Here is a 25,443-nt window from a genome sequence, read left to right on the forward strand (position 1 = left end):
GCCGCAAGCAAAGCGGCACATAACGATGACAGATCAGGAGACACCATGAAGCAACACCTCGCGCTCGCCGTCCTGGCAGCGCTTTCCCTCAGCCATTCCGCTTCCGCCCAGAGCAGCGTGCAGATCTACGGCCTGCTCGACGCCGGCGTCGAATTCGTCAACCACGCCGGCGACGACGGCGGCAACCTGGCGCGCGTCATCTCGGGCGGCAAGAACACTTCGCGCTGGGGCATTCGCGGCAGCGAGGACCTGGGCGGCGGCCTGAAGGCCGTGTACAACCTGGAAGGCGGCATCCTGATGGATACCGGCGGCGCCGACGGCGCGCTGTTCAAGCGCCAGGCCTACGTCGGCCTGGACGGCAAGTATGGCCGGCTCGTCATCGGCCGCTCCTTCACCACGACCTATGACCTGGTGATCAAGTTCGACCCGATGGGCTTTGCGCCGAACTATTCGTGGGCCACCACCGGCGGCGCGACAGGCCCGTCGAAATACGGCATGACGACGGCGTTCGACAACCTGGTGAAATATACCGGCAAGACCGGCGGTTTCACCTATGGCGCCTCGCTCGGCCTCGGCGAGAAAGCGGGCAACAGCAACGACGGGCGCAAGATCGCGCTGGGCGGTTCGTGGTTCGGCGACGGCGTGGGCCTGATGGCGGCGTGCGAGCAGATCAACGGCAGCACGGCCGCCCCCACCATCCGGCGCGACCGGACCAGCGCCTGCCACCTGGGCGCCGACTTCACCACGGGCGACTGGCGCTACACGGCCGGCATGCGCGGCTACAAGCTGCGTTCCGGCGCCGCCGCGACGCCCGACCTGCGCGGCAACACCTACTGGGGCGGCATCACCCGGGTCATCGACGACGTGACATTGACCGGTGCCGTCTACCACATCGACACGCGCAAGCTGCCGGCCGGCCAGGACGCCGATCCGACGATGTTCGTGGCGCGCGCCATGCTGGCACTGTCGAAGCGCACCACCCTGTACCTGTCGGCCGCGCATGCCAAGGCCGCGCGCGGCCAGCTGGTCGGCCTGTCGCGCGACGACGCCGGCGCCGCCCCGACCCAGAGCGGCATCACCGCCGGCATCCAGCACCGTTTCTAAGCCGATCCCGGGCATGCCGGCGCATCGCGCTATGATGGGCCCATGAAACACCTGCGCTCCCTCCTGCCGGTCTGCGTTGCCCTGCTCTGCCTGGGGAGCGCCGGGGCCGCGCCGCCCGAGGCGGAATGCCTGATCCCGTCCAAGCCGGGCGGCGCGATGGACCTGACCTGCAAGCTGGCCCGCACGGCACTGCAGCAGGCCCCCGCCGCGCCGCAGCTCAAGCTCAGCTACCTGCCGGGCGGCGTCGGCGCGGTGGCATGGCACACGCTGGTCTCGCAGCGGCGCGCGGAAGCGAATACGCTGGTCACGTTCTCCAGCGGCTCGATCCTCAACCTGGCCCTGGGCAAATTCGGCAAGGCCGATGTCGACGACGTGCGCTGGGTCGCCGCGTTCGGCGCCGACTACGGCATGGTCGCCGTGCCGTCCGATTCGCCCTACCGCACGCTGGGCGACCTGATCGGTGCTTTGCGCCGCGATCCGCGGCGCGTGCTGATCGGCATGTCCGGCACGGTGGGCAGCCAGGACTGGATCAAGATGGCGCTGCTGGCGCGCCTGGCCGGCATCGACCCGCGCAAGCTGCGTTTCGTGGCGCTGGAGGGCGGCGGCGAGCAGTTCGTGGCGATGCAGGCCAATCACGTGCAGGCGGTGTCGGGCGACACGTCGGAAGCCCTGCTGTACGCGGGGCCAGGCAAGGTGCGCGTGCTGGCGGTATTGTCCGAAGCGCGCCTGCCGGGCCTGCTGGCCAACGTGCCGACGGCGCGCGAACAGGGCTATGACGTGGTATGGCCGGTGATCCGCGGCGTGTGGATGGGCCCGGACGTGCCGGACGCCGACTATCGCCGCTGGGTCGCGGCCTTTGCCGGCATCGAAACGGCGCCCGGCTTCGCGCAGATGCGCACGCAGGCCGGGCTGTATCCGTTCTCACTGACCGGCGATGCGCTGACCGCCTATGTCAAGCGCACCGCGGCAACCTACAACCGGCAGGCGGAGCAGTTCGGGCTGGTGCGCGAACGGTAATCACACTTCAGGCGGTCAGTTGCAGCAGCACCGAGGCATGCGGCGCCAGCGCCTGCTTCACGCTGCCGGTCAGCGTTGGCAGGTCGCGCCGTGCCCACAGGTCGCGGCACCGCACCTGCCGGCCGCCCAGGTTCAGGCGCGACAGGTCGAACACCAGTTCCGTGGCACTGTCGCCGGTGTTGAACAGCGCCAGGTAATGCACGTTGGCCTTGCCGGCCGGCTGGGCGCTCCAGATGCGCGTGCCGGCATCGGCACGGTGCGGCCGGTTCGCCGTGCTGCGCTGGTTGACGGCCAGCACTTCCGGGTTGGTCAGCAGCGCCAGCGTGCGTTCATCGAGGTGGCGCAGGTCGCCGCCCATGATCAGCGGCGAGCGGGCGATCGACCACAGCGTCATCAGCGTCTGCTGTTCGTCCGGCGTGAATTTGGTATCGCGCTGGCCCAGCGCCAGCCGGCCCAGCGGCAGCATGTCGGCATCCGGCCAGGAATTGGCGCCCATGTACGGATTCCAGTTTTCCAGCCGCGTGAACTGCTCGTGCAGCAGCTTCCACTCGTCCCAGAAATCGTCCGAGATGCGCCACATCTGCGCGTAGTGCGGCACGTGCAGCGCCCACTTCAGGTCCGTTTCGCCGGGCGACAGGCTGAGGGCGATCGGCCGTCCCGTCTTGCGGATCGCCTTGTGCGCCGCCTCGATTTCCGGCCAGTTGGCATCGTAGGGCCGCGACATGTCGTCCATCTTCACGAAGTCCACGCCCCACGACGCATACAGCGCGAAGATCGAGTCGTAGTAGGCCTGGGCGCCGGGCTTGCTCATGTCCACGCCGTACATGTCGGGATTCCACGTGCAGATCGAATTCGTGTTCGCGATGTCCTGCGCGCGGTACTGCGTGCCCAGCACCGGCGTATTCGCGCGCACCGCCTGGCGCGGAATGCCGCGCATCACGTGGATGCCGAACTTCATGCCCATCCTGTGTACCTGGTCGGCCAGCGCCTTGAAGCCGCCGCCGTTGGCCGCGCTGGGGAAACGGTTCGGCGCCGGCAGCAGGCGGCCGTTGGCATCCATCGTCAGTTCCGCGCCCTTGCGGTATTCATAGCTGCTGGCGTTCGGCTCGTACCACTGGATGTCCACGGTGAACACGTCGTACCCGGACGGCAGCAGCTTGTCGGCCATGATGCGGGCATTTTCCAGCGCCTGCGCCTCGGTGATCGTGGTGGCGAACGAGTTCCAGCTGTTCCAGCCCATCGGCGGGGTCGGGGCCAGCGCGTTCGTCTTGCGCGCGGCGGCAGGCGTCGCTGCGCCAGCGACGGCCGGGGTCACGCCGGCCAGGCCGGTGAGGATGGAAGCGGTAAGGAGGTTTCTGCGGTGTGGGTTCATGCTCTGCCTGGAATCGAATGATCGGATGGACCGCCGCGCGTGGTTCACCTGGCGGCAGGTTCCGCTTTTTATGTCGTCCAACCCAGTGCCGGCGCGGCCGGCGATCTCCTCCCGGGTTGAGCGAGCACGATGATAACTCGGCAATCAGGCGGTGATCACCGCTTCTGCGATCAAGAAAAAAGCCGCTTCGATACCGAAACCGGCATCACATGCCGTGCGCCCGCGCGCCGCTGCCGATGCTACTTTTCCAGTCTCAATCGTTCAAGGAGGGATCATGGATCAGTCGACTTTCCAGGACTGCATCGACGCCTGCAACCGCTGCGCCCAGGCTTGCGACAATTGCGCCGCGTCCTGCCTGCGGGAAGAGGATGTGAAGGCCATGGCGCGCTGCATCGCGCTGGACATGGACTGCGCGCAGGTCTGCCGCACGGCGGCGGCACTGATGGCACGCGGCAGCGACCATGCCGCGGCGCTGTGCCGTGTTTGCGAAACGGTCTGCCGCGCCTGCGCCGCCGAATGCGGCCAGCACCAGATGGATCACTGCCAGCAATGCGCGCAGGCCTGCCGGGAGTGCGCCGACGCGTGCGCAAAGATGGCTGCCTGAGCAACCGGGCGCGGCAGCGAGGTCGACGAAGACAGCGCCGCAAAATACATTTGCGCGAATATGTCTTTATAATGGCGTCTTTGCCGCGCCTGCCCTTCCATGTCTCCCCACGACACCCAGCCCCACGACGTCCGGTCCGCCTTCCAGCGAGAATTTGCAACAACGGACACCTGGATTACCCGGGCCGTCGTGGTCAGCGCCGCCGCGATCGCCGGCCTGGTCGTGGTGGCGTTCAGCTGGCTGGCGGAGGCCGGGCTCGGGCTCTTCCTGGGCATGGCGGAGGGCGCCTGGTGGCTGCCCCTGCTCTGGACGCCGCTGGTGTGTGCCGCCATCGTCTGGGCGACGCGGCGTTTTGCGCCGGGCGCCGCAGGCTCGGGCATTCCACAGGTGATCGCGGCACTCGATCCCGCGCTGTCGGGCGGGCGCCGGCCGCGCCTGGTGTCGCTCCGGCTGAGCATGGCGAAGATCGGCCTGACCTCGGCCGGGCTGCTCGGCGGGCTTTCGCTGGGACGGGAAGGCCCGTCGGTGCAGATCGCCGCCGGCGTGATGCTGGCGGCACGGCGCTGGCTGCCGCGGCGCAGCGGTGTCAGCGCGCATTCCCTGCTGGTGGCCGGCGGCGCGGCCGGCATTGCGGCGGCGTTCAATACGCCGCTGGCCGGTGTCATGTTCGCCATCGAGGAACTGTCGCGCACGCCGGAACAGCGCAACAGCGGCCTGATCGTGGCCGGCATCGTGCTGGCCGGCCTGATCGCCGTATCGATCCATGGCAACGGCACGCATTTCGGCGTGATCCATCCGGGCCCGATCGGGCTGTTCCTGCTGTGGCCGGGCCTGCTGGTAACGCTGGTGACCGGTGCCGCGGGCGGGCTGTTTGCACGCCTGCTGCTGACCTGCCTGCGCGGCAAGTCGGCCGACCTGCCGACCCGCTGGCGGGCCCGATACCCGGTACGCTTTGCCGCCGGCTGCGGCCTGGCTGTGGCGATCATCGGTGCCGTGAGCGCCGGGGCAACCTACGGCAGCGGCAACGAAGCGACCCGCAGCCTGCTCGAGAACAGCCCCGCGGTGCCCGGCGGATTCGCTTTCCTGAAATTCGTGGCCACCTGGCTCACCGCGTGGTCGGGCGTGCCGGCGGGGATTTTCGCACCGTCCCTGTCGATCGGCGCGGCGCTCGGCCACGATATCGCACTGCTGACCGGGTATACCCAGGGCGCCGCCCTGATTGCGCTGGGCATGGTCGGCTTTCTCGCCGCGGCAACCCAGGCCCCGCTGACGGCGTTCATCATCGTGATGGAAATGGTCGACGGCCACGGCATGGTGCTGAGCCTGATGGCTTGCGCCGTGGTCGCCAGTACCGTGTCGCGCGTGCTCACGCCGCCCCTGTACTCTGCCCTGGCCACGATCCAGTTGCCGCCACGCGCACAACCTGGTGCACGGCCGGACGGACAAAGCGCCCCTGGACCGGCGTGAGGCATGCCCGGGCCACGCCGCCGGCATTGCGCAGGAATTGCGCCGGCGGTGCGAATGACGGCGCTCAGGCCTCGGGCGCCGTCCAGACCAGGTTCCACAAATGGCCGTCGATATCCTCGAATCCCTGGTCGTACATGAAGCCGTGGTCTTCGGGCGGATGGGGGATGCGGCCGCCTGCGGCAACGGCCCTGGCGATCAGGCTGTCCACTTCTTCGCGGCTTTCGCAGCTCAGGCAGATGATGACTTCGTTCGCAGTGCCGGCATCGGCGAGCGGCTTGTCGATCAGGGACTTGAAGAACGCTTGCGTCATCAGCATCGCATGGATGCTGCCGTCCACGATATTCATGAACGCCGCGCTGTCGCTGGAAAAGCGCGGGTTGAACGTGAAGCCGAGCGCAGCGAAGAAGGCCCGGGATTTGTCGAGATCCCGGACGGCCAGGTTGAAGATGATCTGCTTGTTCATGATGCTCCCATTGGTGACTGCGGTTGGACAGCGGGGATTACTGCAATGTGACGACGTTCGGGACCGCCGGAAATCGACACGCCGCGTCCAGGATTCGCAGCGCCGCAGGCCGCGGGCCAGGCCCCGGGTTCGCCCGGCATTTGTAACCATGTTGCAGCAACTGCCGGAAACCTTGCCCTTCGTGCTAGATTGCGCACTCTTTCATAGCAAGCCAGGAGTTATTGATGACTGTAGCAAAAATGGCAATCGCAATCGGCGGTTGGCTGATCACCACCATTGCTGGCGCGCAGGCACTCTCCGATATCGCAGCCGTTTCGCAATTGTCGACAGAGCAGAATTCCATTTTCATCACCACGCCCGGGAAAGAAGGCCTGTTCATCTATACGCCGGATTCCACCGCGAAGGCCGACAATGTACGCATCGTCAGGACGTCCAACAACCGCACCTATATCCGGCATATCGATGGACCGATCAATGCCGGCTGGTGGATGGACACGCATGCGGCCGACAATTCGAAGGCGCTCGATGCCGTGCTCGATTTTGCGCCCACGGGCGCCGAGATCGTCATTCCCAACGGCGTCTACAAGTTCGCGCAGCCTGTCGTGCTTCCCTTCAAGAAGCGGCTGTCGATCAAATCGCTCGGCACGCTGTCCTTCCCGAATTCGGACGGCCTGACCGTGCGCGGCACCCACAAGCTGGAGCTCAATGTCATCGAAGGCAAACCGTGGGCGGCCAAGCCGGTATACCGGAACTATGCCCATGCCGGCCTCACGCTGGAGGATGCGACGGAATCGAATATCCAGGTCTACCGGGTATCCGGCTTTGCCAATGGCATCCGCCTGACCGGCTCGGGCAGGCAGTCGAACGGCAAGTGGTACGGCAGCCAGTACAACCGCGTGACGTTCGACACGCTGCACCAGAACCGCGTGGGCATCCTGCTCACGACCGGCAAGGTCAGCGACACGCCGGGCGTGGAAAATGGCAAGGAAGGATGGGTCAACGAAAACACGATCACCGGCGGCCGCATCACGGGCGAGGTCGGGCTGGCATCGATCAGGGGCAAGGGCCAGACGGACCCGTTCAATAACAACAAGTTCTACAACATCGGCTTCGAGCAGCTCACCACGTCGATCGACATGCAGTTCGCGGCATTCAACATGTTCATGGCGCCCCGCTTCGAGCAGAAATTCCCGGCCCGGTTCACCGAACGGTCACGCGGCAATGTCTTCGTCGTGTCCATCATGTTCCGCGACACCATTGCCGCCACGGCCGGCAGCGAGACGATCTTGCTCGGCAATATCCTGACGCCGGGAGGCAGCCTGTCGGCGATCGGCGAGGCGTCGGACATGGAAACCAAGACGCTGCGGCCGATCCTGCGGAACGTCCCGTCGCGCTAGGGAGACGGGCAGCGCACCGGCAATGCCTGAGACAAGCCGATTGTGCGCCGCACAAAACCCCGCTTGACATTGACAGGCATCTCTGTAGACTAGCTTATGTTGCGCTGCACAATAAATTTTCGGAGTCGCAGCCGCCCCTCTCATCAATATTATTAGAATGGAGAAACATATGTCTACGATTCCCGAGCAATTTTCCACCGCGGCCAAAGCCAATCTCGACGCCCAGTTCACCAGCTTCACAGCCCTGACCAGCAAGGCATTCGAAGGCGTTGAAAAGCTGATCGCCCTGAACCTGGCCACCGCCAAGGCATCGCTGGAAGGCTCGTCCGTCGCCGCCAAACAGCTGCTGTCGGCCACCAATCCGCAGGAATTCTTCTCGCTGAGCGCCGCCCAGGCACAGCCGGCGGCTGAAAAAGCCGTTGCCTACGGACGCCAGCTGTCGTCGATCGCCGCCGACACCGCCGCCGAATTCTCGAAGGCTGCCAAGGCACAGATGTCGGAAACCAACGGCAAGGTGCTCTCGCTGGTGAACGAGGCCAGCAAGCATGCGCCGGCCGGCAGCGAAAACGCCATCGCGCTGTTCAAATCCGCACTGGGCAGCGCCGATGCCGGCTACGCGCAGTTCACCCGTACGGCAAAACAGGCATCGGACACGATCGAAGCCAACGTGAACGCCGCGGTCAGCCAGTTCAACGCGGCCGTCAAGAACGCCCCGGCGGCTGCCACCGCCAAGTAAGCGGCATGCGGCGCCGGTGCCCTGGCCACGATGACGGCTGCGGCACCGGTCAGCCGCACCACCTGCACCACCTGCACCACCTGCACCACCTGCCTCATCTGCACCACCTGCCTCATCTGCACCATCTGCCGCATTACCTGCGGCACCCGCCGAATTACCCGCCGCATTACCCGCCGCGCTGCCCCTTCAGCAAGGCCACCAGCGCCGCCGGCTCCACCTCGACCAGCATGCGCTCCGCATTGCGCGGATGGATGAAGCCTTCCTCGCGCGCGTGGGCGACGAAATCGATCAGCCGGTCATAGAAGCCATCCACGTTGTACAGCGCGATCGGCTTGTCATGAATGCCCAGCTGCGACCAGGTCAGCATCTCGAACAGTTCTTCCAGCGTGCCCAGGCCGCCAGGCATGGCGATGAAGCCATCGGACAGCTGGGCCATCATCGCCTTGCGCTCGTGCATGTCCTTGACGATGAATTGCCGCGTCAGGCCCATGTGGCCCACTTCGCGCTCGACCAGCGCAGTGGGAATCACGCCGGTTGCCTCGCCGCCCAGGCGCAGCACCTCGTCGGCGATCACGCCCATCAGGCCCACGTTGCCGCCGCCGTACACGAGCGCCAGGTTGGCATCGACCAGCGCGGCCGCCAGGGCGCGCGCGCGTTCCGCATACAGCGGGCTGGCGCCGGCATTGGCGCCACAGTAAACACAAACGGATTTCACTTGTTCAGTTTCTTCAGGTAGTCGTCGGACAGTTTCTGGAAGCGCGCCAGCGTTTCGCCGCGCAGGTAGGGTTCGACCTGGATCAGCACCTGGTAGCAGCCGCGCGCCAGCGCGTCGGCCATCGACTGCTGCTCGGTGTACTTGCGCGGGTTGCGCACGTATTCGTAGGACAGCCAGTACGTGGCCACCACCACCATGTTGGTGGCCATCGCGTCGATCTTCAGGTCGTTCGCTTCCAGCGAACCTTCGCTGCGCAAGTCCTCGCACAGCTGCCGGGCCACCTTGATCTTGTGCGCCAGGATCTGCTTGAAGTGCAGTTCCAGCTTGCGGTTGCGCGACAGCAGGTCGTTCAGGTCGCGGTAGAAGAAGCGGTAACGCCAGATCAGCTCGAACATCAGGTGCAGGTACTGCCACACATCCTCGATGTTGGAACGGCGGCCGGCCGGCACATGCAGGATGCGCTCGATCTCCTGCTCGAACTCGACGAAGATCGAGTTGACGATGTCGTCCTTGTTGCGGAAGTGGTAGTACAGGTTGCCCGGAGAAATGCTCAGCTCTTCGGCGATCACCGTGGTGGTGATGTTCGGTTCGCCGAATTCATTGAACAGGCGCAGCGACAATTCCTGGATGCGTTCGCGCGTTCGTCTGGGAGCTTTTTGTAACATGGGCGGAGGTACTGTTGTTCTGGACGCAAGCATAACACCGATGGCACGGCCGTGCGGAATTGCACCTGCGTAGCGCCTGCCTGGTCTACCTGCCCTTTTTCAGCTTGCCCACCTGTGCCCGCAGGCCATCCACTTCCTGCTTCAGCGACTCCACTTCCTGCCGCAGCGGGGCGGTGGCGGCGATCACGGCACGCTGCACCTGCTCCTCCATCGCCCGGTCGCGCAACTGCCGCTTCGGCGAAGCGGCCGATTCATGCCGCACGGCGGCGCGCAATGCCTCGGCGCGCTCGCGGCGCGCCGCGAAGTCCTCGATCCCTGCCTGCCAGATCGCCTGGATGCGTTTCTTGACCATGATGACGCTCTCCTATGCCGCCTGGGCCCGCCGTGCCTGGGAGTACAGCCGGAAGCCCTCGCGGATGTTTTCGCGCAATACCGCCCCCTTCCACGGTTTCGTGTAGAAGCGGTCGATCGCACCCTGGTTGATCGCGGCCATGATCGGCGTCAGGTCCGCGTAGGCCGACAGCATGATGCGGAATGTCTCCGGCGCCAGGTTCTTGACCCGCTCCATGAACTCCGTGCCGCTCATCGACGGCATGCACTGGTCGCACAGGATCACTTGCACGTTGTGGCGTGCCAGGATGTCGAAGCCTTCCAGCGCCGTTTGCGCCGTGAGGATCCGGTAGCCGTCCTGCGCCAGGAAGTCCGACAGCACGTCGAGCATGAACGCATCGTCGTCGACGATCAGCAGCGTCGGCTTGCCGTCGTCGCGCGCTTCGTCCGCCGGCGCGGCCAGGTAGCGCTTCTCGCGCAGCATCTGCTCGAAGTCGTCCGCCGGCACCGGCCGCGAAAAATAATAGCCCTGCATTTCATCGCAGTCGTGCCGCCGCAGGTACGCCAGCTGGGCATCCTTCTCGACCCCTTCGGCAATGACCTTCAGCTTCATGCTGTGCGCCATGTTGATGATCGCCAGGACGATCGCCGCATCGTCCGGGTTCGACGTCACCTCGCGCACGAAGGCAATGTCGATCTTCAGCTTGTCGATCGGGAAGCGCTTCAGGTAGGCCAGCGACGAATAGCCGGTGCCGAAGTCGTCGATCGAGATCTTGATGCCCAGTTCCTTCAGGTTCTGCAGCATCGTGATGGTTTCCTCGGCATTGCTCATCAGCGAGCTTTCCGTCAGCTCCAGTTCCAGCAGCTCGGGCGGGATGTCGTGCTCGCGCAGCGCGCCCAGCACCTCCTCTTCCAGCCCGCCGACGAAGAACTGGATGCCCGACACGTTCACGGAAATCTGCACGGCGCCGGCGCCGGTCTTGATCCAGTACGCGATCTGGCGGCACGCCTCGCGGATGACCCAGGCGCCGACCCGAACGATCAGGCCGGTTTCTTCCAGCAGGGGAATGAACAGCGCCGGCGACACCATGCCGTGGCCGGGGCGGTTCCAGCGGATCAGCGCCTCGGCGCCGCTGATGCGGCCGGTGCCGATGTCGATCTTGGGCTGGAAGTACAGCACGAATTCGCCGTTGTCGATGGCGCGCCGCAGCGCGTTTTCCATGTCCAGCCGTGCCAGCGACTGGGCGTTCATCTCGGCCGTGAAGAAGCGGAAGGCGTCGCGGCCCGCTTCCTTGGCGCGGTACATGGCCGTATCGGCGTACTTGATCAGCGTATCGGCGTCCTGCCCGTCGTCCGGGTAGACCGAAATGCCGATCGATGCCGTGACGGTGACTTCATGCCCCTGCAGGTCGAAGGGCTGGCGCATCGCTTCGCGGATCTTGTCGACCACCGGCAGCGCGCCCTGGGCGCCTTCCGGCAGCATCAGGATCGCCGCGAACTCGTCGCCGCCGAAGCGGCCGATGGTGTCGCGCACGCGCAGGCAATCGACCAGGCGGCTGGAGAACTGCTTGAGCAGTTCGTCGCCGATCGTGTGGCCGAGCGTGTCGTTGATGTTCTTGAAGCGGTCCATGTCGAGGAACAGCACGGCCAGCGCCCAGCGGTGCTCGGCGGCCTGCTTCAGCGAATGGGTCAGCGATTCATACAGCTGGCTGCGGTTGGGCAGGTTCGTCAGCGTGTCGAAGTGGGCCAGCTTGAGCAGGCGGCGTTCGGCTTCCTTGCGTTCCGTGATATCGCGCGCCACGGCAACGAGAATCCAGTTCTGGCCGGAGCGCAGCGTGCGGCGCTGCACCTCGACCGACATCAGCGAGCCGTCGCGCCGGTGCAGCATCAGTTCGGCCATGGCGCCGCCCTGGTCGCCGGCCAGCAGCTTGTCGTACAGGTCCACCAGCTGCATCGGCGCGCTGCCCCGCTCGCGCTGGCCCACCAGCAGGAAATCCTCGCGCTCGAAGCCGAGCATGCGGCACGCGGTCACGTTGACGTCGACGAAGCAGGTGTTGGCGCGGTCGACGAGGAAGATCGCGTCGGCGGTCGCATCCATGGCCAGGCGGAAGCGGCGCAGGTCTTCGGTGAGCCGGTTGCGCGCAGCCATGTCCTGCTGCAGCTGCGCGTGGTTGCGGCGCACTTCCTCGTACAGCTGCAGGTTTTCATAGGATACGGCGATCTGCGCGGCGACGGTGACGGCGATCCGTTCGTCGACCTCGGAAAAGCCCTCGTCGCCCAGCTTGTCCGCCAGGTACAGCCAGCCATGCACGCGCGTGCCCGAGGCGATCGGCACGCCGAGAAAGGAATGCACGGCGGGGTGTTCACGCGGCAAGCCCAGGTGCGCCGGGTCGCCCGGCAGCGGGTGTTCCCGCACCGCCTGGCGTTCGTCGAGGATGCGTTTCAGGATGCCGGCGTCGGGCGTGCTGCACAGTACCCGCACGCCCTCGGCGGTGCCGCACTGGCTGAACCAGTCCAGTGCGCCGCCATGCTCGGCGAGCACGCCGATGCAGGCGTACTTCGCCACGCAGATGTTCTGCGCGACCTTGCAGCCGATGTCCACCAGCGCCTGCGGCTCGCGTTCGGCGGACAGGTCGATGCCCAGCTCGATCAGCGCCGTCAGCCGCAGGCTCACCGCCTGCAGGCTGGACAGGCTGGTCGACAGCCGCTGCGTCATCGAGCGCAGCCGCTCGGTTTCGCCGTCCGGCGTTTCATGGTGGGCCAGTTCGGAAATCACCTGGGTGGAGGATTCCACTTCGTCGAGGTACTCGGCCATCTTGTGGCCGATGCCGTCCAGCTTGCTGTCGGCCCCTGGCGCATCGACCAGGCCGGCGGCGTAATCCGGCACGCCGGCGGGCCCGGCGGGCACGCCCAGCGCTTCCTGCACGGTGGCCATGATCACTTCCGGGTCCGAGGGCTTCGGCAGCACCCAGCGCACGCCGCACGACTGCGCCACGGCGACCGCCTCGCGCTCGCGGTAGGTGGCGGTATAGAAAATGATCGGTACGGCGGCCGTCTGCGGATTCTCGCGCACGCGGGCCACGAATTCGTAGCCATCCATGTTCGGCATCAGGATGTCCGAGATGATCAGGTCGGGCCGGTCGCGCTCGATCAACTTGAGCGCTTCGATGCCGCTGGCCGCCTCCATCAGCCGGTGGCCGGAAAAGCCCAGCAGGGTCATCAGGAATTGCCGGTTCAGCACATGATCGTCGACGATCAGGATCGTTGCGATGTCGTCTGTTTTACGGGGCGACATCTCCCCTGGCAAAAAAGACTCGAGCTGCGTGACGAAGCTGTCCGGCTCGATCGGCTTGCCGATATAGCCGTCGAATCCCGCCGCCAGCAGCCGCTCGCGGTCGCCCACCATGGCCAGCGCGGTCACCGCCAGCGCCGGGATGCGCTGCGTGGCCGGATCGGCCTTCAGCGTGGTGACGACGCCATAGCCGTCGAGCTTCGGCAGGTGCACGTCGCAGATGATCAGGTCCGGCTGTTCGCGCCGCGCGGCGGCCACGCCCTCTTCGCCGTCGCTCGCGGTGAGCGGGGTGTAGCCGAAGGCGCGCAGCAGGTACACCATCAGCTCCATGTTGGTGGGATTGTCTTCGATGATGAGGATGCGTGCTGACACGTTGTCCCTCCCTCTTGTTATAGATTGTCGTTGCCGGGCAACAGCCCTCCCCGTCCTGTCAGTATCCCTTATTCCGTACGGAAGCGAAGCACGGAAGGCGTGCCCGTCCCACCTCGCCGGTTATTGATCCGGTGTAAGCAGGTATTGCCGTACGTCAACAGATTGTAGCCGGGGACTGTTGCCGCGTCAAAGGACCGGCCGTGAGGATTTCATCGAGAATGCGACACAGCACGCGCGGATCGCTGCCCAGCGCCACGTGGCCGATGCCGGAAAAGGCAATGTTGTTCGCGCCTGGCAGGCGGCAGGATGTCTGCGGCGCCACGATATTGTCGTGCCACGACCAGATCGACGTGACCAGCGCGCGGTGCGCCGTGTCGTCCTGCGCCAGTTGCGCGAGCCATTCGGCGTCCCGGCGCATCTGCCGCGCATTGGCGCCGATGCCCAGCGCCGCCAGGCCGGTACCGTGGTGCGGCGTGCCGACGGTGACGATGCGCGCCACGTGCGCCGCGCCGTGGCGCCGCAGCCAGGCCCGCGCCACCAGCCCGCCCATGCTGTGGCCGACGATCACCACGCGCGGCGCGCCGGTAGCCGCCAGCAGCCGCTGCACGGCGCGTTCGACGTGTTCGACATAATCGTCCAGCGGCGCGGTGACGGGTTCCAGGTCGACGGTATCGTGGCTGATGCGTTCGCACCGCAGCCGCGCGCGCAAGGCCGCCCAGAAGCCGCCGTTGCAGCCGTAGCCGTGCACCAGCAGCACGGGCAGCGTGCGCGCCTCGCAGGCAAAGAAGGGAGCGGGCTTGTGGCGCAGCATGGTCCAGGACGATGTCACCATCGAGGCGCGGAATTCGCCGCAGAACAGGCACAGCCGGGCTGCCAGGCCGAGCCGGTGCTCGGCCGGCACCTCGCTGGACAGCTTGCGCGCCATCCGGAAATTGTTGGCGCTGATGGCGCCGCGCACCACGATCACCGCCAGCAGCGCCAGCAGCAAAGCCAGGTCGAGCGGCACATACCGGGCGGCGGCATGCCAGATCGCCAGCGCCGCCGCGATCTGTACCGCCATGATTGCCAGCAGGATGCGCACGACCATGTCTTGTTCCCCTTGGTGGAAAGACGCAGTTTAAGCGATCCGCGGCCTGCGCCGCAGCCCCGCCAGGTTCACTGGTCGCGCTTGCGCTCGCGCGCCATCATCTGCCGGGCGATGCCGCGCAGGATGTTGACCTCTTCCGTCTCCAGGCCGGTGCGGGCGAACAGCCGCTTCAGGCGCGGCATCAGCTTGCGGGGATTGTCCGCGTCGAGGAAGCCGATCGCCACCAGCGCCTCCTCGAGGTGCGCATACATGCCTTCGACCTGCGCCTGGCTGGCCGCATCGCCGTGGAAGCCGACCGGCGAGGCAGCCGGCGCCGCGTCGCCCAGGGCCGCCATGCGGCATTCGTACAGCAGCACCTGCGCAGCCTGCGCCAGGTTGAGCGACGAGTAATCGGGATTGGCGGGAATGTTGACCAGCACGTTGCAGCGCTCGACGATCTCGTTCGGCAGGCCGAAGCGCTCGTTGCCGAAAATGAGTGCCGGCCTCAGGTCGGCGGACGCGGCGACGTGCTGCGCCACTTCGCGCGGCGTGTGCACGGGCGGCGAAAATTCGCGCAGCCGGGCCGACACGGCGGCGGCGTGGTTGATGCCTTCCAGCGCCTCGGCCATCGTGGCGACGATGCGCGCATTGGCCAGCACATCCTGCGCGCCGCTGGCAAAGGCCACCGCTTCCTCGTGCTGCAGGGCGCCCTCGATGCGGGGATTGACGAGCACCAGCTCGGAAAATCCCATCGTCTTCATGGCCCGGGCGACGGAGCCGATGTTGCCGGGCCGGCTGGTTTCCACCAGCACGATGCGCAACGGGAAAAGCGGCAGGCGCTGGAAAAGAGGCGTTGTGCTGGGTGTCATTTCCTGCGGCATCATTTAGAATAGCGGTTTTCGCGAAACGGCAGATTTTACAACGCCTTGCGTCCGGTCAGTGTCTGTCCGGGCATTTGCTCCGGTTCTGTTCCGCCTCTGCTTTGTTTTGCGCCGCTCTTTTAATTCGCTCCTGTTCACACAGCCACCGCCGCGGCCGGTCTCCGACTGCCCGGGCGGCCTGTCCATTTTTCTACGGAATCGCCATGCATCCAATGCTCAACACGGCCGTGAAGGCCGCGCGCCGCGCCGCCGCCGTCATCAACCGCGCTTCGTTCGACCTCGACCGGGTCAGCTTCGCTGAAAAGAATCCCAACGATTTCGTCACCGACGTGGACCGGGCCGCCGAAGAGGCCGTCATCGAAGTACTGCAGAAGGCCTACCCCACCCACGCCTTCCTCGGCGAGGAATCGGGCACCACCGGCAATGTGAACGACGAGAGCGAATTCGTGTGGATCATCGATCCGCTGGACGGCACCACCAACTTCATCCACGGCTTCCCCCAGTACGCGGTATCGATCGCGCTGCAGCAGCGCGGCGTCATCACGCTGGGCGTCGTGTACGACCCGGTACGCAATGAACTGTTTACCGCCGAAAAAGGCGCCGGCGCGTTCCTGAACGACAAGCGCATCCGCGTGCGCAAGCTGGACCGCATCGCCGGCGCGCTGCTGGGCACCGGCTACAAGAACGGCAGCCCGAAGGCGCTCGACGAATACCTGAAGATGTACGGCATCATGGCCGAACGCTGCCACGGCGTGCGCCGCGCCGGTTCGGCAGCGCTGGACCTGGCCTACGTGGCCAGCGGCCGCCTGGACGGCTATTACGAGAAAAGCCTGCAGCCATGGGACATCGCCGCCGGCACGCTGCTGGTGACGGAAGCGGGCGGCATCGCCGGCGAATTCAATGGCGAATCGAACTACATGCGGACCGGCCACGTCATTGCCGGCAGCCCGCGCGTGTTCGGCCAGATGGTCGGTTTGCTGGCTGAATTTGCCTAAAATCAACAATCAGTGTAGCTTTGATACAAAAAAGGCCCTTCGGGGCCTTTTTATTTGCTTCCGCGAAATTTAGTTACCATGGATACTGATATACTTCCTGGAAGAAATTGCCGACCAGTCCGGCCTTGCTAAACACCTACCCTGCCTGTGACTGGCATGGGGCTGCATTCATCCAGAGCAACTATGTCCTTCCAACAACTCGGCTTGTCCGATGCGATCGTCCGTGCCGTGACCGAAGCCGGCTATACCGCACCGACGCCCATCCAGACCCAAGCCATTCCCGCAGTCCTGAACGGCGGCGACCTGCTCGCCGGCGCCCAGACCGGTACCGGCAAGACGGCCGGCTTCACGCTGCCGCTGCTGCACCGCCTGTCCACCGACGCGGCGGGCAGCAAGCTGGCGAACAACACCTCGACGCGCCCGATCCGCGCGCTGATCCTGACGCCGACGCGCGAACTGGCCGCCCAGGTCGAGGAAAGCGTACGCGTGTACGGCAAGTATACAAAGCTGAACTCGACCGTGATCTTCGGCGGCGTGTCGATCAATCCGCAGATCAAGCAGCTCAAGCACGGTGTCGACATCCTGGTTGCCACGCCGGGCCGCCTGCTCGACCACATGCAGCAAGGCACCGTCAGCCTGGACAGGATCGAGATCCTGGTACTGGACGAAGCGGACCGGATGCTGGACATGGGCTTCATCCGCGACATCCGCAAGGTGCTGGCCGCCTTGCCGCCGAAGCGCCAGAACCTGCTGTTCTCGGCCACCTTCTCCGACGAGATCAAGGCGCTGGCCGACGGCCTGCTGGACAAGCCGGCCACGATCGAAGTGGCGCGCCGCAATTCGACGGTGGAAATCATCGCGCAGAAGATCCACCCGGTCGACCGCGACAAGAAGCACCCGATGCTGTCGCACCTGATCCGCACGCACAAGTGGACGCAGGTACTGGTGTTTACCCGCACCAAGCACGGCGCCAACAAGCTCGTCGAACAACTGGGCGCGGACGGCATCAAGGCGATGGCGATCCACGGCAACAAGAGCCAGTCGGCACGCACCCGTGCGCTCGCCGAGTTCAAGGACAACACCCTGCAGGTGCTGGTGGCCACCGACATCGCCGCGCGCGGCATCGACATCGACCAGTTGCCGCACGTGGTCAACTACGACCTGCCGAACGTGCCGGAAGACTACGTGCACCGGATCGGCCGCACCGGCCGCGCCGGCGCCAAGGGCGAGGCCGTGTCGCTGGTCTGCGTGGACGAGCATGAGATGCTGAAAGACATCGAGAAGCTGATCAAGCAGACGCTGCCGCGTGAAGTCATCGCCGGCTTCGAACCGGACCCGAGCGCCCGCCCGCAACCTATCCAGCTGCGCAGCGGCAACGGCCCGCACCGCAATCCCCGCGGCGGCGGCAACAATGGCGGCGGTGGCGGCGGTGGCCGCGGCAAGCCTGGCGTGTCGCGTGCGAACAACGGCGGCGGCGGCGGTGGCGGCGGTGGTAGCGGCAACGGCGGCGGCAATCGCTCCGCGGCGGCGCCAGGCGCACGCTCCGCTGCCCCGCGCAGTGGCCAGCGTCCGGCCGGCAATGCACCGTCCCGCACCGGCGGCGGTGGCGGCCGCGGTCGCTAATTCCGCAACACCCGGCATTTATTCGCGATTTCCCTGACCGCCGCGTTGGCGGTCGGGTGAAAAATAGTGCATAATTGCTAACCCCACCCGCAATTGTCACCCAGTGGCTTTCAAAACAATAGCCGCCCATGCCCAATTTCGCCGCCAACCTGACCGTGCTGTTCACGGAAATGCCTTTCCTGGACCGGTTTGCCGCCGCGCGTGCGGCCGGTTTCGATGCCGTCGAATGCCAGTTTCCCTATGATCACAAGGCTGCCGACATTCGGCGGCGGCTCGACGACAACGGCCTGCGTATGGTGCTGTTCAACCTGCCCGCCGGTGACTGGCAGGCCGGCGACCGCGGCCTGGCCTGTGATCTGCGCCGCCACCGCGAGTTTCGCGAAAGCGTGCACCGGGCACTGGAATACGCTTCGCTGCTGGGCGTGCCGCAACTGCACTGCCTGGCCGGCGTGGTGCCGCCGGGCATGGAGCTGCGCCGGGCCCGCGAGAGCTACCTGTTCAATATCGAGTACGCCGCCAGCCTGTGCGGCCCGCGCGGCATTCGCCTGCTGATCGAGCCGATCAACACGGTCGACATGCCCGGCTATTTCCTGTCGCGCACCGAGCAGGCGCTGGACGTCATTACGGCCTGCGACAGCAGCAACGTGTTCCTGCAGTCCGACATCTATCACATGCACAGCATGGGCGAGGACGTGCCGGCGATGCTGCAACGCGCGTTGCCGCATATCCGCCACATCCAGGTGGCGGACGCGCCCGGCCGCAATGAGCCGGGCACCGGCGCGATCGACTACGCCGGCGTGTTCGCGCTGCTCGACGAACTGGGTTACCAGGGCTGGATCGGCTGCGAATACCACCCGCGCAACGACACCGCGAGCGGCCTGCAATGGCGCAGCGGGATTTCCGCCGCCGCGGTACCCGCCGCCGCCTGCCTGAATCCAGCCGCCTGACTGGAGCCTTGCCGGCTTCAGCTGTTTGCGTTTTCGCAAACAGCAGCGATTTTGCAAGCGCAAGATGTTAATTCCGCTCACGACACGGGAACATCATGCGCCCCTCGCTTTTGTCATTTTTCCTGCCGTCCTTCCTGCCATCCTCCCTGCCGTCCTTTCCGCCATTCTCCGCTCGTGCCATCCTGCGCCTGCTCGTCCTCCCGCTGATTGTCCCGGCAGTGGCCGCGCTGCTGGGCGGGTGTGCCGGCAATCCCCGCCTGGAGGAAGCGCGCGCATTCGCCGCCGAGGCGCCCAGGCTGAACGGCTATCTGGAATTGAGCCAGCGTTACCGCGACACGTACGAGCGCGAACAGCCGTACCTGGACCCGGCCGCCGACAAGCGTGAACAGGCGATCGACGACCAGCGGCGTGCCGCTTACCGCGACCTGGTGGCGATACACGAGGCCGTCGTCGCCTACATGCGAACGCTGGGCAAGCTGGCCGGCGGCGCGCAGTTCGATCCGGGCGACCAGATCAAGGAGGTGGCAAAAGGCATCAAGGCCTGGCCCGACACCGGCCTGACCGACCGCCACGTGAATGCCGTCTCCGGCCTGGCGCGGCTGCTCGCGCGCACCGCGACCGGCCGGGCGCAAGACCAGGCAGTGCAGGAACTATTGCGCGACGGCTACGCGCCACTGCGCGGCGCACTCGAGGCGATGGCAACGGTGCTGCACTACTACGACAAGCACCACGACAACGAACAGGCCATCGTGATGGGCATGCTGGACACCGAAATCCCGTTCGCCGGCAAGCCGCAGGATCGGCTGCTGGCGGCGCTGGCGAAAGTGCACCGGCAACAGAAACTCGACGAATACCGCCTGCTGGGCCGGCGCCACACGCTGGCCTTGCAGCACGTGAACACAATCCGCGAACGCCATGAGGCCCTGTACCAAAGTACCGTACCGGTGCCCGCCCATCCGCAACCGGCGGCGCGCATCGCCGCCCACCAGGGAGGATCACTGCCATGAACCAGCCCGCCACCGCCGCCGGCCCCGCCGCCCCTTCCGACCTGCCCGCCGCTGCCGCATTGCCCGGCGCCATCGAGGCATTGGCCGACAGCCTGTCCGACAGCGCGGACGCGCTGCACAAGCGCATCATGTCGGCGATCCGCAAGAACGCCGCCACCGACGGGCAGGCGATATCGCATGCCGAGGCGCAGGCATTGTTCGCGCAGGAGATCGCGCTGCGCCAGCAGGCCAACGCGCTATACGCGGACGCGACCGGCTTGGCCGCCAGGGGCCTCGCGGTACCGCCCGGCGAACTGCTCGACCTGGCGGAGCGCGCCCGCGAGCGGATCCGGCGCATCGACCGCATCAAGGAACTGGCCGGCATCGCCGCGGCACTGTTCAATGCCGCGGCGGCGATCGCCGCGCTGAGGCCGGAGGCCCTGGCGCCGGCGCTGGAAGACCTGAAGGAACATGTCGACGCGTTGCCGGACACCGGCAAACCGGCCTCCCGCCCTGCCGGCGGCGGGCATACAATGGAGTCATGAAAGCCTTGACACCCGACCAGCGCGCGGCGCTGCATGCATCGCTCGAACAGCGCAAGATGGCGCTGCTGCGGCAGCTTGCCGGCCGGCCGAACAGCGAGTCCAACCGCACTCCTGCCGTCGAGGAAGTCGAAACCTCTCCCGCCGACAGCGCCACCAACCGCACGCTGAACCAGCTGGAGGCGGAGGCGGATGATCTCCGGATGGCGCAACTGTCGTCGATCCGCCACGCGCTGGCCAAGTTCGACGGCAGCGGCGAGCTGGGCAACCAGGGCGAAGGTGGCGACTATGGCGCTTGCGAGAATTGCGGCGAGCCGATCGGCTATTCGCGCCTCGAAGCCCGCCCCGAGGCGCGCTTCTGCATTGCCTGCCAGACCCGGCTGGAGCAGCAGCGGCGCTGAGGTGCGCACTGCTGCGCCGTGGTGTGCGCAGCCCGTCCGCCGCACCGGCCTATAATTCCCCCATGGGCTACAAGACAATCCTGGTACACGTGGATGAGACAGCGCACTCGGCGGCACGCGTGCTGATGGCGGCCGACCTGGCGCTGCAGCATGGCGCACATGTGATCGGCGTGGCGCTGACCGGCGTGTCCCGCTTCCTGTACCAGAACGAAATGGTCGACGACGAGGATCCCAACCTCGCGCAGCACCTCGACGTGCTGCGCGAACGGGCCAGCCGGGCGCTGGCCGGCTTCGCGCCGCAGTTGCACGCGCTGGGCGTACACAGCTTCGAAGAACGGATACTGGACGACGAACCCGGCGCCGGCCTGGCGCTGCTGGCACGGCATGCGGACCTGCTGATCGTCGGGCAGGCGCCGCCGGAGGGGCGCGCCTCGGCGCCGGCGGGATTCCCGGCCGAGGTGCTGACCGAATCCGGCTGCCCGGTGCTGGTGGTGCCGCACACGGCGCGCCCGCGCGGCTCGATTTCCGTCACCACCGCCGGCGTGGCTAGCTCGGGCGCGCCGGCGCCCGGCCGCCACGTGCTGATCGCGTGGAATGCCAGCAAGGAAGCGGCGCGCGCGGTGCGCGAGGCGCTGCCCCTGCTGGCGCGGGCCGAGAAAGTGACGCTGGCGATCATCGATGCCGACCTGCGGCCGGCGGCGTTCGGCGATACTCCCGGCGCGGACGTACTGGCATGGCTCGCACGCCACGGCATCACGGCCGGCACGCAGATGCGGCAAACCACCCGCCAGGGCTTGCTGAAACGCCCCGGGGATGCCGGCGAGGCACTCCTGATGCTGGCGGGAGAAGCCGGCTGCGATCTCGTCGTGCTGGGCGCCTACGGCCACTCGCGCTTCCGGGAAACGCTGCTGGGCGGCGTCACGCGCACCGTGCTGGAAACGATGACGGTACCCGTGCTGATGGCGCACTGAGAGCGGCCGGCCCTTCGTCTGCCGGGGCTACTCCTGCCAGTCCTGGTCGCGGATCTTCGCCACCTGCCGCAGCGCCATCCAGCGCCACAACTGCAAGGCGTCTTCCTTGCCTGCCGACATCTGGCGCGGGCTGGCCAGCGCGATCTCGCAATCGCGGTCCGACCATTCCTCGAAGCGGATAGCCCCATGGCCCGCACCGCCGCGCACCACTTCCATCTGGTACATCAGGCCATCGTCGTAGCCGAAGCGCAGCACCGCGGACGGCGCGGTGCCATCCGTCCCGCCACCGTCGCCCTCGTAGATTTCCGACAACGCCGCCGCCATTTGCGCTTCGGTCGGCGCCTGTACATTGTGGCCATCCGGCCCCGTGAGCTCTACCCATGCGTGTGTCATGCACGCCCTCCAGAATGAACGTGGCGCGACGGAGCCCAGGCTCCGGTCAGGCGATTCGCCGCGGCAGCGACAGTGGATCGAAGTCTTTCCAGTCACCGCCGGCGATGGTGCCGTCGGCGCGCTCGATATCGTTGGCACCCAGCCCGCGCAGCAACTGCACGGCGCGTTCCTCGCCGCCATCCGGCAAGGCGACAGCGATGAGCATGCCGGACTTGCGCGGCGCGACTGTGTTTTCGCCCCCATCCTCCGACTCGCCCTTGTCCTTCATGTGCGAGAAACTGTACAGCGAGCCCACGTGCGCGCCGACCAGGCCACCGACGACCGGGCCGGCCGGCCCGGTCAGCGGCGCGGTCGCGGCGCCGATGGCCGCGCCGATCGCGCCCCCGGTGGCGGCGCCTTTGGCCAGGCCTTCGGGCGAATCCTTGGCACCCGGCGACAGCGTACGGTCGCCGCCCAGCATGTGCATGTCATGCTGGCCGGGCTGGTTCACATAAAACGCGCTGATGCGGTCTTCCGGAAAGCCCGCTTCCAGCAGGGCCTGCCGTGCGCCGTCGACCTGTTCCTGCAACTGGAAGTGGCCGGCAATGATGGTTGTCATGATTGTTATCTCCTGCATGGATTGGACGCACTCAGCTTGCCGCGCACACCACCGTGCTTCCGTACGTTGACGCACATAGCCTGGCGCAAGTCCATTTCTCATCTCCTGGTAGCGAAATCAGTCCGGCACGGTATCAGGCCCCGGCATTGCCGGCTTCCCGCCGCGGCGGGTGCTGCGGCAGCCAGATGGTAAACGCGGTGCCCTGTCCCGGCCGCGAGGCGACATCGATGCGCCCGCCGTGGCGCTTGACGATGCCGTAGGACAGCGACAGCCCCAGTCCCGTGCCGCTGCCCACCGGCTTGGTGGTGAAGAACGGCTCGAAGATGCGGGTCAGGTGCTCCGGGGCGATGCCGGCCCCGGTATCGGTGATCTGGATCCATACCCATTCGTCCTGGACGCCGGTGCGGAGCCGGATCACGCCCCGGTCGGCAATCGCCTGCCCGGCATTGACGAGCAGATTCATGAAGACCTGGTTCAGTTGCGAGACGCGGCATTCCACGAGAGGCAGCTTGCCGTATTCCTTCACCACCTTGACCTTGTACTTCAACTCGTTGGCGACGATGTTCAATGTGCTGTCCAGCCCGCGGTGCAGGTCGGCCAGTTGCCACTCCGATTCGCCCACGTGCGAGAACTCGCGCAGCGACTGCACGATGTCCTTCACACGCCGCAGGCCGTCGATCGATTCGTCGACGAGCGCCGTCACGTCGCCGCGCATGAACTCCAGGTCCGCGGCCTGCCGCACCGGCGCCATCTGCTCCACCAGCGCGGGATGGCCGGCGATCGCGCCGTGGTAGGCATCGATCAGCCGCAGTAACGCGTCCACATAGCCTTGCAGCGAGCTCATGTTGGAATTGACGAAGCCGATCGGGTTGTTGATCTCATGCGCGATGCCGGCCGCCAGTTGCCCGATCGACGCCATCTTCTCCGCCTGCAGCAATTGCTCGTGGGCCTCGCGCAGCTTGCCGATCAGCTGCTGCTGTTCGATGCCTTTCGCCACCAGCGCCTCTTCCATCGCCTTGCGGTCCGTGATGTCGGTCAGCGCGCCGATCACTTCCAGCGGCTGGCCGGCCGCGTCGCGGACCAGCCGCAGCGTATCGTGCACCCACACGTAGCGGCCATCGGCTGCGCGGAAGCGGTATTCGTAGACGCGCTGCCCTTCGGTAAACACTTCGGCCAGGCTGGCAACGATGCCCGGCTTGTCGTCGGGGTGGATGTGATCGAACCAGAAATTCGGGTCCGCCAGCATGCCGTCGGGCCGGTAGCCCAGCATGTTGAAGGCGTTATTGCTGACGAACGTCATCTTGAAGTCGCCGCTGGGCACCGTGCAGTAGATCAGCGCCGGCGTGTTGTCGATCAGGTATTGCAGGCGGGTGGGCGGCGCACGATCGGACCGGGCCGCGCCTGCCGGCACAGCGGGTGGCGAGGCATCGAAGTCCTCGAACTGCATTACCAGCTGGCCCACGCGAACGAGCGGTTGGCCGGCAATACCGGCGCTACCGCGGTCGGCGGGACTGCAGGCGGTTCCGGATCGATCGCCGCCGGCGGCTCGTCCAGCCAGCCGCGCGGATCGACACGGTAGAACTTCGACAGTTCCTCGTAGAGCGCCGGATGGCGCTGTGCCAGCTGCCATGGCTTGCCGAAGAACGATTCGGTGGCGACTGCAAAGAACTCGGCCGGGCTGGTGGCGCCATAGTGGTCGAGCACGCTGTCCTGGCTGCCCAGCCAGGCGGCACGGCGCAGGTGGGCATAGTCGCGCGACAGCACCTCGGCCCAGTTGCGGTAGTTTTCCCGGCTGCCCAGATAGGGCGCGCCATTGGTGTTGCCCGATTCGCTGTCGAGCTGGTGGGCGAATTCGTGCAGCACCACGTTCTGGCCATCCCAGGACAGCGCGCCACGCTCGGTATCGTCCCAGGACAGCACCACGCGGCCATCCTGCCAGGATTCACCCAGCATCGTCTGGCGGAAGTCGGTCACCACGCCGCCCGGCCCGACATCCTGCCTGGCCGCCGCGAACGCGCCCGGGTACAGCAGGATCGTGCGCAGCGACGGGTACACGCCGGTGGTGCGATTGAGCAGCAGCAGGCAAGCCTGGCCGGCGATCGCCACGCGCATTTCGTCCGTCACGTCGAGGCCGGCGCAGCCGACGAACTTCTTCTGGTGCAGGAACTGTTTGACGAGCCGGTGCAGCTGCTCCTGCAGGCCGGCGTCCAGGCGATCGTGAATGGGAACGTAGCGGCGCAGCGCGGCAAGCGCCGCGGGCGGCAGGGGCCGGGCCAATGCCCGGCGCAAGGTCAGGCGGGGATAAAGAAATGGCGCGGCCACAGCCAGCGCCACGAGCGTCAATCCGAGCAATGCGTCCATATTGGCCGTCCATAACGATACATGTCGCCACAGATGGGGAGCGTTGCCGGTAATTCAATGAATGCGCGGGTCAAGGCACAACGCGCAATGCATGACCGGCAAGCCACGCGACAGGCTTCGCGCGCTGCACCCGCGCCGGCAACGG

At 66.4% G+C, this 25,443-nt stretch carries 25 protein-coding genes; 13 read left to right on the plus strand and 12 right to left on the minus strand.

What is annotated here, in order from left to right:
- The first annotated feature begins 45 nt into the window (after positions 1–45).
- Together ACY34H_RS13090 and ACY34H_RS13095 are read left to right on the plus strand one after the other, a co-directional pair.
- Complete coding sequence (locus tag ACY34H_RS13090; protein ID WP_464977933.1) at positions 46–1,104, plus strand: porin; 1,059 nt, start codon at positions 46–48, stop codon at positions 1,102–1,104.
- 42 nt (positions 1,105–1,146) lie between these two features.
- Positions 1,147–2,121: a Bug family tripartite tricarboxylate transporter substrate binding protein gene (locus ACY34H_RS13095; RefSeq protein WP_464977934.1), complete on the plus strand. Its 975-nt coding sequence runs from the start codon at positions 1,147–1,149 to the stop codon at positions 2,119–2,121.
- Positions 2,122–2,128: 7 nt separating this feature from the next.
- On the opposite strand, the gene ACY34H_RS13100 is transcribed toward ACY34H_RS13095, so the two are convergent.
- Positions 2,129–3,493 (minus strand): glycoside hydrolase family 27 protein, encoded by a 1,365-nt coding sequence (locus tag ACY34H_RS13100; protein ID WP_464977935.1) that lies wholly within the window; start codon positions 3,491–3,493, stop codon positions 2,129–2,131.
- A gap of 274 nt (positions 3,494–3,767) precedes the next feature.
- Here ACY34H_RS13100 and ACY34H_RS13105 point away from each other — a divergent pair, with 274 nt between their 5' ends.
- Together ACY34H_RS13105 and ACY34H_RS13110 are read left to right on the plus strand one after the other, a co-directional pair.
- Positions 3,768–4,097 (plus strand): four-helix bundle copper-binding protein, encoded by a 330-nt coding sequence (locus ACY34H_RS13105; protein ID WP_464977936.1) that lies wholly within the window; start codon positions 3,768–3,770, stop codon positions 4,095–4,097.
- A gap of 99 nt (positions 4,098–4,196) precedes the next feature.
- Positions 4,197–5,564 carry a chloride channel protein gene (locus ACY34H_RS13110; protein WP_464977937.1) on the plus strand — a complete coding sequence of 456 codons (1,368 nt, stop codon included), beginning with the start codon at positions 4,197–4,199 and terminating at the stop codon, positions 5,562–5,564.
- A 64-nt stretch (positions 5,565–5,628) separates the two neighbouring features.
- Here ACY34H_RS13110 and ACY34H_RS13115 read toward each other — a convergent pair whose 3' ends face one another.
- Positions 5,629–6,027: a VOC family protein gene (locus tag ACY34H_RS13115; RefSeq protein ID WP_464977938.1), complete on the minus strand. Its 399-nt coding sequence runs from the start codon at positions 6,025–6,027 to the stop codon at positions 5,629–5,631.
- Positions 6,028–6,266: 239 nt separating this feature from the next.
- Between ACY34H_RS13115 and ACY34H_RS13120 the strand changes: the two genes are divergently transcribed.
- Both ACY34H_RS13120 and phaP read left to right on the plus strand, forming a co-directional pair.
- The gene (locus ACY34H_RS13120; RefSeq protein WP_464977939.1) at positions 6,267–7,424 is read left to right on the plus strand and encodes a hypothetical protein; all 1,158 of its coding nucleotides are present in this window, start codon (positions 6,267–6,269) and stop codon (positions 7,422–7,424) included.
- A gap of 169 nt (positions 7,425–7,593) precedes the next feature.
- Positions 7,594–8,160 (plus strand): TIGR01841 family phasin, encoded by a 567-nt coding sequence (gene phaP, locus ACY34H_RS13125; RefSeq protein ID WP_464977940.1) that lies wholly within the window; start codon positions 7,594–7,596, stop codon positions 8,158–8,160.
- A 166-nt stretch (positions 8,161–8,326) separates the two neighbouring features.
- On the opposite strand, the gene ACY34H_RS13130 is transcribed toward phaP, so the two are convergent.
- The 6 genes from ACY34H_RS13130 to ACY34H_RS13155 all read right to left on the minus strand — a co-directional run bounded on the left by ACY34H_RS13130 (position 8,327) and on the right by ACY34H_RS13155 (position 15,469).
- Positions 8,327–8,875, minus strand: a complete 549-nt coding sequence (locus tag ACY34H_RS13130; RefSeq protein WP_464977941.1) for an LOG family protein — start codon at positions 8,873–8,875, stop codon at positions 8,327–8,329.
- Positions 8,872–9,540: a TetR/AcrR family transcriptional regulator gene (locus ACY34H_RS13135; RefSeq protein WP_464977942.1), complete on the minus strand. Its 669-nt coding sequence runs from the start codon at positions 9,538–9,540 to the stop codon at positions 8,872–8,874. Before ACY34H_RS13135 ends, ACY34H_RS13130 begins: the two co-directional genes overlap by 4 nt.
- 85 nt (positions 9,541–9,625) lie before the next feature.
- Positions 9,626–9,892 carry a hypothetical protein gene (locus ACY34H_RS13140; RefSeq protein ID WP_464977943.1) on the minus strand — a complete coding sequence of 89 codons (267 nt, stop codon included), beginning with the start codon at positions 9,890–9,892 and terminating at the stop codon, positions 9,626–9,628.
- A gap of 12 nt (positions 9,893–9,904) precedes the next feature.
- Positions 9,905–13,534 (minus strand): EAL domain-containing protein, encoded by a 3,630-nt coding sequence (locus ACY34H_RS13145; protein WP_464977944.1) that lies wholly within the window; start codon positions 13,532–13,534, stop codon positions 9,905–9,907.
- Between the two features lie 154 nt (positions 13,535–13,688).
- Positions 13,689–14,621: an esterase/lipase family protein gene (locus ACY34H_RS13150; protein ID WP_464977945.1), complete on the minus strand. Its 933-nt coding sequence runs from the start codon at positions 14,619–14,621 to the stop codon at positions 13,689–13,691.
- Between the two features lie 68 nt (positions 14,622–14,689).
- A complete protein-coding gene (locus tag ACY34H_RS13155) occupies positions 14,690–15,469 on the minus strand; it encodes an RNA methyltransferase (RefSeq protein ID WP_464977946.1) in 780 nt (259 codons plus the stop codon).
- 224 nt (positions 15,470–15,693) lie between these two features.
- On the opposite strand from ACY34H_RS13155, the gene ACY34H_RS13160 reads away from it, so the two are divergent.
- The 7 genes from ACY34H_RS13160 to ACY34H_RS13190 all read left to right on the plus strand — a co-directional run bounded on the left by ACY34H_RS13160 (position 15,694) and on the right by ACY34H_RS13190 (position 21,946).
- Positions 15,694–16,476: an inositol monophosphatase family protein gene (locus tag ACY34H_RS13160; protein ID WP_464978095.1), complete on the plus strand. Its 783-nt coding sequence runs from the start codon at positions 15,694–15,696 to the stop codon at positions 16,474–16,476.
- A 183-nt stretch (positions 16,477–16,659) separates the two neighbouring features.
- The gene (locus ACY34H_RS13165; protein WP_464977947.1) at positions 16,660–18,099 is read left to right on the plus strand and encodes a DEAD/DEAH box helicase; all 1,440 of its coding nucleotides are present in this window, start codon (positions 16,660–16,662) and stop codon (positions 18,097–18,099) included.
- A gap of 128 nt (positions 18,100–18,227) precedes the next feature.
- Entirely contained in the window at positions 18,228–19,046 is an 819-nt protein-coding gene (gene otnI / locus ACY34H_RS13170; RefSeq protein ID WP_464977948.1) for a 2-oxo-tetronate isomerase, read from the plus strand.
- A gap of 95 nt (positions 19,047–19,141) precedes the next feature.
- Positions 19,142–20,053 carry a hypothetical protein gene (locus ACY34H_RS13175; protein WP_464977949.1) on the plus strand — a complete coding sequence of 304 codons (912 nt, stop codon included), beginning with the start codon at positions 19,142–19,144 and terminating at the stop codon, positions 20,051–20,053.
- Positions 20,050–20,577, plus strand: a complete 528-nt coding sequence (locus ACY34H_RS13180; RefSeq protein WP_464977950.1) for a hypothetical protein — start codon at positions 20,050–20,052, stop codon at positions 20,575–20,577. Before ACY34H_RS13175 ends, ACY34H_RS13180 begins: the two co-directional genes overlap by 4 nt.
- Positions 20,574–20,975, plus strand: coding sequence for a TraR/DksA family transcriptional regulator (locus tag ACY34H_RS13185; RefSeq protein WP_464977951.1), 402 nt, complete (start codon positions 20,574–20,576; stop codon positions 20,973–20,975). The genes ACY34H_RS13180 and ACY34H_RS13185 overlap by 4 nt, the downstream gene beginning before the upstream one ends.
- 62 nt (positions 20,976–21,037) lie before the next feature.
- A complete protein-coding gene (locus tag ACY34H_RS13190) occupies positions 21,038–21,946 on the plus strand; it encodes a universal stress protein (protein ID WP_464977952.1) in 909 nt (302 codons plus the stop codon).
- Positions 21,947–21,973: 27 nt separating this feature from the next.
- Here the strand turns inward: ACY34H_RS13190 and ACY34H_RS13195 are convergent, their stop codons facing one another.
- From ACY34H_RS13195 to ACY34H_RS13210, 4 genes are all read right to left on the minus strand, one after another.
- Entirely contained in the window at positions 21,974–22,339 is a 366-nt protein-coding gene (locus ACY34H_RS13195) for a hypothetical protein (RefSeq protein WP_464977953.1), read from the minus strand.
- Between the two features lie 46 nt (positions 22,340–22,385).
- Positions 22,386–22,937, minus strand: a complete 552-nt coding sequence (locus ACY34H_RS13200; RefSeq protein WP_464977954.1) for a glycine zipper domain-containing protein — start codon at positions 22,935–22,937, stop codon at positions 22,386–22,388.
- Positions 22,938–23,070: 133 nt separating this feature from the next.
- Positions 23,071–24,384, minus strand: coding sequence for an ATP-binding protein (locus ACY34H_RS13205; protein WP_464978096.1), 1,314 nt, complete (start codon positions 24,382–24,384; stop codon positions 23,071–23,073).
- Positions 24,384–25,298, minus strand: coding sequence for a M90 family metallopeptidase (locus tag ACY34H_RS13210; RefSeq protein ID WP_464977955.1), 915 nt, complete (start codon positions 25,296–25,298; stop codon positions 24,384–24,386). Before ACY34H_RS13210 ends, ACY34H_RS13205 begins: the two co-directional genes overlap by 1 nt.
- Positions 25,299–25,443: the final 145 nt, after the last annotated feature.

It is taken from the genome of Pseudoduganella sp. jia 9, assembly GCF_055502615.1.